The organism is Mycobacterium sp. (assembly GCF_035603715.1).
Lineage (GTDB): Bacteria > Actinomycetota > Actinomycetes > Mycobacteriales > Mycobacteriaceae > Mycobacterium.
On the sequence record NZ_DATNJW010000564.1, the window covers coordinates 1 to 5,279 of the forward strand.

Annotated in this window: 7 protein-coding genes; 3 read left to right on the forward strand and 4 right to left on the reverse strand. The window is 66.0% G+C overall.

All coding sequences use genetic code 11. The features are described 5' to 3' along the window. On the forward strand, positions 1–424 hold a 424-nt coding region (locus VN856_RS23040), incomplete at its 5' end, for a transglutaminase family protein (protein ID WP_325693404.1). Between the two features lie 6 nt (positions 425–430). Here VN856_RS23040 and VN856_RS23045 read toward each other — a convergent pair. Both VN856_RS23045 and VN856_RS23050 read right to left on the reverse strand, forming a co-directional pair. Continuing rightward, positions 431–1,402 (reverse strand): aldo/keto reductase, encoded by a 972-nt coding sequence (locus tag VN856_RS23045; RefSeq protein ID WP_325693406.1) that lies wholly within the window; start codon positions 1,400–1,402, stop codon positions 431–433. Positions 1,403–1,436: 34 nt separating this feature from the next. Next, positions 1,437–1,643, reverse strand: coding sequence for a hypothetical protein (locus VN856_RS23050; protein ID WP_325693409.1), 207 nt, complete (start codon positions 1,641–1,643; stop codon positions 1,437–1,439). Between the two features lie 255 nt (positions 1,644–1,898). Between VN856_RS23050 and VN856_RS23055 the strand changes: the two genes are divergently transcribed. Together VN856_RS23055 and VN856_RS23060 are read left to right on the forward strand one after the other, a co-directional pair. Then, on the forward strand, positions 1,899–2,660 hold the full coding sequence (locus tag VN856_RS23055) for an SDR family oxidoreductase (RefSeq protein WP_325693421.1): 762 nt from the start codon (positions 1,899–1,901) through the stop codon (positions 2,658–2,660). A 118-nt stretch (positions 2,661–2,778) separates the two neighbouring features. Further along, positions 2,779–3,177: a hypothetical protein gene (locus VN856_RS23060; protein WP_325693412.1), complete on the forward strand. Its 399-nt coding sequence runs from the start codon at positions 2,779–2,781 to the stop codon at positions 3,175–3,177. Positions 3,178–3,181: 4 nt separating this feature from the next. Here the strand turns inward: VN856_RS23060 and VN856_RS23065 are convergent, their stop codons facing one another. After that, on the reverse strand, positions 3,182–4,327 hold the full coding sequence (locus VN856_RS23065) for a glycosyltransferase (protein ID WP_325693415.1): 1,146 nt from the start codon (positions 4,325–4,327) through the stop codon (positions 3,182–3,184). Positions 4,328–4,429: 102 nt separating this feature from the next. Continuing rightward, positions 4,430–4,879: a nitroreductase family deazaflavin-dependent oxidoreductase gene (locus tag VN856_RS23070; RefSeq protein ID WP_325693418.1), complete on the reverse strand. Its 450-nt coding sequence runs from the start codon at positions 4,877–4,879 to the stop codon at positions 4,430–4,432. Positions 4,880–5,279 lie beyond the last annotated feature (400 nt).

Consider the following 5,279-nt stretch of genomic DNA (forward strand, 5'->3'; position numbering starts at 1 on the left):
GTCATCGTGGGTGGGCACGCGACTGAATTACGTTCCAGGATCCAGTGATCCGATCGACGGCGCTGCCGACACGCTGCTGGCCGGCGCCGGTGTATGCCGCGACTACGCCCATTTGGTGATCGCCATGTTGCGCGCGCTGCACATTCCGGCCCGTTTGGTGGCGGTGTACGCACCCGGCTGTGAGCCGATGGATTTTCACGCGGTCGCCGAAGCGTTCGTCGACGGCGAGTGGCGGGTCGTCGACGCGACCTGCCTGGCGCCCAGGCAGTCGATGGTGCGCATCGCAACCGGCCGCGACGCCGCCGACACTGCGTTCCTGGACAATCACCACGGCGCGATCACGTTGAACGCCATGACGATCACCGCCATCGTCGACGGTGAGTTGCCCATCGATACGCTCGACCAACTGGTGAGCTTGCGCTAGCAGAATTCAGTGCAAGCCGAGCCGCTCCCGAACTGTGTCGGCCAGGAACCGTGTCGTCGACACCGGGTGGAAGCTAAGAGCGGCGTCGGTCAGGGCTTTGCGGGAATCCGCACTCAGCTCGATATCGGCTGCGGCGACGTTGAATTCGAGCTGCTCGACACTGGATGCCCCCGGAATGGCAACGACATTGGGCAGGCTGATCAGCCAGGCCAGCGCCACCTGCGCGGGCTTGGCGTCGACGTCGCTGGCAACGTCGCGCAACGTCTGCAGCAGCGGCTCGATCCGGCGCAAGTTCTCGGTACCGAACAGCGAGTTAACCGCGCGAACGCCGCCGGGGCGGTTGTCCACGCCATACTTGCCGCCCAGAAGTCCTTGGGCCAGTGGGCTGTAGGCGATCACCACGCGGTTCTCCTGCTCGGCGAACGGGACCAGACCCTTGAGTGCCTGCGGGCGGGCGAGTGAGAAATCCACCTGGTTGCTGATGACCGGTCGCCCGAGTGCGGCATCGGCCTGCTTCCAACGAGACAAGGAGTAATTCGACACGCCGGCGGCGCCGATTGCGCCGCTGTCGAGCAGGTCACGCATGCCGGGCATGATCACCGAATCGGGGACGACCGGGTTGGGTTGGTGAATCTGATAGAGCGGGATGTGCTCGAGCTGCAGCCGCCGCGCGCTGGCGCGCGCCCGCTGCTTGACCACCGCGGGAAACGGCGCGACCGGAAAGACCTTGCTGGCCACCGCAACTTGATCGCGCTCGTCGCCCAGTGCCTCGCCGAGGATTCGCTCGCTTTTGCCAAGCCCGTACACCTCGGCGGTGTCGAAGAAGTTGACGCCCAAAGCGCGTGCGCGGTGGACGATATCGCGGGCGGGTCCGGCGGCGTAATCATCGCCGTAGCCCCACTCGCGGGATCCGAACTGCCAAGTTCCCAGCCCGACCCGGCTGACCTTGCCGACGCCTTCGATGTGGAGATACTTCATCTGGCTCACGGTACGGACCGAGACGGACGGCCGCTCAGGTGATCGCGCCGTGCCGTTCGAGCACCTCCATCACCTGGCGGCTCTGGACCACGTCTTCGCGTTCGCACAGCCGGCGCATCTCGTTGACCACGGTTTGCAGGACGTCGAGACGCTCCGATGCTTGGACCAGCGTGCCGAGCCAGTTGTCGTAGTCGCGCTCGTCGCAGCCAATCTCGGCAACGGCGAAAGAAGTCATGCTCACTGCGATCACACTCCCGCCCTAAGGGTGCGCGTAGCGCACACAGGATCCTCCAATGTGAGCTGCGGTTAGCCCGTTGAAAACGTGTCTAAACTCACAATTCGCCGACCGCCAACTATCCGGACACCGGGTCCCACTCATCGGAATTGACGACCGGGGTGACGCGGTATCGGCCGGGTATGGAATGCCGATCCGGCGGCCGATACGCTGTGGCTGCAACGGGGCGCGTTACACGAAAGGGCGAATATGTCACGGACAGTGGTCGTTGGGGCGTCGAGCGGTCTCGGGCGCTGCATTGGTGTCGGTCTAGCCCAACGCGGCGGACAGATCGCGTTGCTGGCCCGGCGCCGCGACCGCATTGAAGCCGCGGCTGAGGAAGCAGGTTCAGGCGCCGTCGCCGTCGAATGCGATGTCACCGACGAGGCGTCGTGTCGGTCGGCATTCGATCAGGCGGCCGAAGCGCTGGGCGGTATCGACAACCTCATCTACACGCCGGCCATCAGCCCGCTCGTTCGCATGGTCGACACCGGCGCCGACACGTGGCGGCGCATCTTCGACACCAACGTCATTGGCGCGTCGCTGGCGACGGCGGCGGCGATTCCGCACCTGACCGCCTCCGCGGGCAAAGCGGTCTATCTCTCATCTGACGCGGGCACCTTCGGGCCGCCCTGGCCCGGTCTCGGCGCCTACGGCGTCAGCAAAGCCGCGCTGGAACGACTCGTGGAGGCCTGGCGGGCCGAGCATCCGGATGTCGGCTTCACATGCCTCGTCGTCGGGGAGTGCGCGGGCGGCGAGGGTGACGCGGCAACCGGAATGAACGCGGGCTGGGACATGGATCTGGCGATGCAGGCCTACCCGCTGTGGGTGTCGGGCGGTTGCATGCCCGGCAAGCTGATGCCCGTTGAGGATCTCATCGAGGTGGTGCAGACGATCCTGCAGACCAATTCCTCCACGTCGATGCCGGTCGTGGTCGCCCGTGGTGCGCCGGCCGCCCAGGTCGCATTCCCCGACACGAATTAGCCGCGGCGGCAATGGCGATCGTCGCGGTCGCGGTGGCCCGGTACGGCCGGGATTCCTGTCGCTGAACTGACGCCGTCCCCTACAGTTACGCTGACGATCACGAGCGAAGGAGACGCCGATGGCGTGGTTCCTGGCCCTCCAGGGCCCATCCCACACCCCCCACCAGTCATTGGTGTACGAGCTTCAAGACGGGGTGGACACGGAGAAGCTCGCTCAGGAGCTCGTCAGTTCCGCGACTCTGGACCGGGTTGTGTCCGTTCCCGCGGTGTTGTCGGCGAACAAGCGCCGGCACCAGAAGGTGACGATTTACATCCGGCCCGCCGCATGGGGCCTGTGGTCGTTCTATGAGCTGTCCGATGAGGACCGCCGTGAGATGGCGAAGAACAACCCGGTGGTCAACGCGCTGGCGCAGGCGGCACAGCAGCGCGCGGCGACGCAAGGCCGGCACGCACCCGGGCCGATGACCGTCCAGGTCAATCCGTTGACCGGCCAGGTGGGACCCGCCAACTCCGGTTAGACAGCTACGCGGTGTGCTGAGAATCGCCGGGGTCGTCGTCCAGCGACGCGGCCCCGAGCGTCGTCAGCATGTCGACCGCGGCTCGTTGCCAGGTGAACATTTCAGCGCGGCGCCGGGCGGCGGCGCGGCGATGCTCTTCGGGGCGGCTGACGATTGCGGTGACGGCCTCGGCGATCGCTCTTGGGTTGTTGTCGGCCAGTGCGCCGCTGTCCGCGGTGATGATCTCGCCCAAGGCGGACGTGCGGGAGACCACGGCCGGCGTTCCGCATGCCAGCGACTCCAGCGCGGCCAGCCCGAAGGTTTCGTGCGGTCCCGGTGCGAGCGCGACGTCGGCTGACGCCAGCAGCTCGGCGACGCTGTGCCGGTCGGAAATGAAGCCGGTGAAATCGACTGGCAATCGAGCGGCCTGCCGCTGCAGCCTGGCGCGCAGCGGGCCATCACCCACCACGACCAGTCGGACGTCAACTCCGGCGTCGCACAACGCGGCAACCGCGTCGATGCTGCGATCGGCCCGTTTCTCCACCGACAACCGGCCGCAGTGCACCAGCAATATCTGGTTCGGTGCGGCCCAACGCTGACGGACAAGGGCCGAACGACGCGACGGGTGGAAGGTGTCCAGGTCCACGCCGAGCGGAATGGTGACGGTATTCGTCGCGCCGATGCGGTCGAATTCTTCGCGGGCAAACCCGGTGGTGCACACCACGGTGTCGTAGTTGGCGGCGGTACGCCGGTTGGCGAAGTCGGCGAACCTCCGCGCGGTGCGGCGCGGAAGTACTTGGCCCGCAAGGCGATCAAGGCGCTCATGGGAGATCATCACCGTCGTCGCGCCGTTGTCGCGGCCCCAGCGACCCAGCGATCGCAGCGTGAGCCGGTCCGACACCTCGAGGGTATCGGGTCGCAGGCTCTGCAGCAGTGTGCGGACCGGACCCGGCAGCACGGCGCGGTATCCACCAGTGAACGGAATCAGCTTGGCGGGCACCGTGATTCGCACAACCCCAGTGGACAGTTCACTGTGCTCGGCGTGCCGCCCCGGGACTATCAGAAACACCTCGTGGCCCGCGAAACAGTATTCCGCGCCCAAGCGGTCGACGGCGGTGCGAAGGCCGCCGGATCGAGGCCCATAGAAGTTGGCGACCTGAACAACACGCATATGACCAGCGAAACTGGCCCTCGTGTGCGGTCAACGATCTAACACTGACGAGTAACTGAACAAGCCGTGAACACCGCAGATCGCCGAGGTCGATACGAGGCCTCAGACGGCGGGTCGCAGGCGAAAGACCCTGATCTGACGCGGTGCGCAACTGGCGCGATAGCGCTCGTAACCGGCGTAGAAATCGGCAGCGGTGGCCCATGCCGCGGCGCGGGCGTCGCCGCTGAGCAGCTCGGCTCGGTACTGCGCCGTCGGCGCCATGAATTCGACCGTGCATTCGGGATGCGCCAGCAGGTTGGCGCTCCAGGCCGGATGCTGTGGGCGTCCGTAATTGGACCCGATCGCGAGCAGCCCGTCGGAGTCGTTCATCAACGTCAACGGATGCGTTCGCTGCAGCCCCGACTTCGCGCCCGTCGTCGTGACCAGCCCCACCCTGCCGACTCCGATCGAGCTCAGCCGGCCGTTTGTCGGGGGAATCAGCACCTTGTCGATCCGCGGCGCCAGGTGGAGCAGGAACCGATAGCCGAGCGGGCTCATCAGGGCACGTTCCATCAGCGACTCATGAATGCGGAGTCGTCGACCACGAAGCGGGCTTTCTCGCCGAAGGGACACGGCACGACGGTACACACTAGAGCTCCGGGATATGGGTATTCCGCAAACCATCTCCGCACTATTGGGAATCACTGAGCGAAGCCTAAAATTGCTCTAATGCCCTGGTATTACTCATCGCAGCGCGCGGTAGGGTTATGGTCGCGGGCTCGGACCGGCAACGCCGTGGGCCTATCGCGCCGCGCTTGGGTCGGGGTTACGACGAGAATGGGAAACAAGCAGATGCGCCACTTCGCGGCCACGTTTGTCGTGTGGGGCGTCGGGATGCTCGTCGCGGGGTGCGGCGGCAGCAATCATGCCGGCACGACCTCCACGACGACCGTCACGTCGCTGATCCCGCGGC

Coding starts and splice junctions, on each gene's coding strand:
- VN856_RS23070 (WP_325693418.1), bottom strand. CDS start 4,879: ATGGAACGTGCCCTGATGAGCCCGCTCGGCTATCGGTTCCTGCTCCAC.
- VN856_RS23060 (WP_325693412.1), top strand. CDS start 2,779: ATGGCGTGGTTCCTGGCCCTCCAGGGCCCATCCCACACCCCCCACCAG.
- VN856_RS23065 (WP_325693415.1), bottom strand. CDS start 4,327: ATGCGTGTTGTTCAGGTCGCCAACTTCTATGGGCCTCGATCCGGCGGC.
- VN856_RS23045 (WP_325693406.1), bottom strand. CDS start 1,402: ATGAAGTATCTCCACATCGAAGGCGTCGGCAAGGTCAGCCGGGTCGGG.